Origin of the sequence: Pseudomonas sp. NMI760_13 (assembly GCF_021283245.1) — a bacterium.
Lineage (GTDB): Bacteria > Pseudomonadota > Gammaproteobacteria > Pseudomonadales > Pseudomonadaceae > Aquipseudomonas > Aquipseudomonas peradeniyensis.
Genome location: NZ_JAJSRC010000072.1, coordinates 1 through 1,943, shown reverse-complemented (window position 1 = coordinate 1,943; position 1,943 = coordinate 1). Strand labels below are relative to the sequence as shown.

At 60.8% G+C, this 1,943-nt stretch carries 1 protein-coding gene; it reads right to left on the bottom strand.

Annotation, left to right across the window (positions count from 1 at the left end; genetic code table 11):
• Positions 1-1,943 (bottom strand): immunoglobulin-like domain-containing protein (locus LU671_RS29165; protein WP_332880103.1); only part of this gene is annotated, 1,943 nt, incomplete at both ends.

Below are 1,943 nucleotides of genomic sequence, written 5' to 3'. Positions count from 1 at the left end.
TACTCGGCTTCGGTCTGACCGGCTGGAATGACGACTTTGTCGCCGTTCGACAGGGTCACGGTCAGGTCGTGGTCGAGCTTCTGGCTGACCTTGACGGTGAAGGCTGGCTGCTGGTCTTCGGTGACATCGCCTTTGCCGACGATGGTCACGGTGACCTTGTCGCCCTGGTTGTCGGTGCCTGGAGTGCCGGTGCCTGGCTCGTCGGTCACGGTCGTAGTGATCGTGTTGTCGCCGAGGGTCAGCTTCTCGAAGTTATCACCACCGGTAACCGACTCGATCTTGTTGACGATCGAAGGCTGGCCGCCGACGAACACGTCGTCAGGGGCAGTGATGGTGAAGGTGCCGCTGGCGCTGCCAGCCGGAATGGTGACCTTGGTGCCGTCCGACAGGGTGAAGGTCAGGCCGTTATGGCCGTTGACCGGCAGACCCTGGGCGTTGGTCAGCGTCACGGTGTAGGTGATCTGGCCACCTTCGGTGACGGTAGTCTTGTCGGCGGTGAGGGTCGCGACGACTTCGCTGACGGTATCGCTGATCTGTACGGTGGCATTGCCGCCCAGTTCCAGATTTTCGAAGGTCTTGCCATCAACGACTGCATCAGTGATGCCGACGGTCAGCGAGCTGCCATCCTTGAAGACGTCATCGCCCTGGGCATCCGCCTTGTACTCGACCTGGGTCTGGCCAGCCGGAATCACCACCTTGGCGCCATTGCTCAGGGTGACGGTCAGGTCCTGGTCCAGCTTCTGGTTGACCTTGACGGTAAAGGACGGCTGCAGGTCTTCGGTGACATCGCCGTTGCTGACGATAGTGACGGACACCTTGTTGCCGGTATCCGGATCATCAGTGACGGTGGTGGTGAGTGTTTCCTTGCCGAGCGTCAGCTTCTCGAAGTTGTCCGCGCCGCTGACACCTTCAAGCTTGTTCACGATCGAGGGCTGGCCGCCGACGAATACATCGCTCGGGGCGGTGATGGTGAAGGTACCGCTGGCGCTGCCGGCTGGAACGGTGACTTTGGTGCCGTCCGACAGGGTGAAGGTCAGGCCATTGTGGCCGGTGACCGACAGGCCCTGGGCATTGGTCAGGGTCACTGTGTAAGTGATCTGGCCACCTTCGGTGACGGTAGTCTTGTCGGCGGTCAGGGTCGCGACGACTTCGCTTACTGTGTCGGTGATCTGAACCGAGGCATTGCCACCCAGCTCCAGATTCTCGAAGGCCTTGCCATCGACGGCAGCATCGGTGATGCCGACGGTCAGGGTGTCGCCGTCCTTGAAGACGTCATCACCCTGGGCTTTGGCTTTGTATTCGGTTTCGGTCTGGCCTGCTGGGATCACCACCTTGTCGCCGTTGGACAGGGTGACCGTCAGGTCGTGGTCCAGTTTCTGGCTGACCTTGACGGTGAAGGCTGGCTGCTGGTCTTCGGTGACATCGCCTTTGCCGACGATGGTGACGGTGACCTTGTCGCCCTGGTTGTCGGTGCCTGGAGTGCCAGTGCCTGGCTCGTCAGTCACCTTTGTGGTGACCGAGTTGTCGCCGAGAGTCAGCTTCTCGAAGTTATCACCACCGGTAACCGACTCGATCTTGTTGACGATGCTCGGCTGGCCACCGACGAATACGTCGTCCGGTGCAGTGATGGTGAAGGTACCGCTGGCGCTACCGGCAGGGATGGTGACCTTGGTGCCGTCGGTCAGGGTGAAGGTCAGGCCATTGTGGCCGTTGACCGGCAGCCCTTGGGCATTGGTCAAGGTCACGGTGTAGGTGATCTGGCCACCTTCGGTGACGGTGGTCTTGTCCGCAGTCAGGGTCGCGACCACTTCACTGACGGTGTCGGTGATCTGGACGGAAGCGTTACCGCCTAGTTCCAGATTTTCAAAGGCCTTGCCATCAACGGCGGCATCGGTGATGCCGACGGTCAGGGTGTCGCCGTCCTTGAAGACGTCATCGCCTTG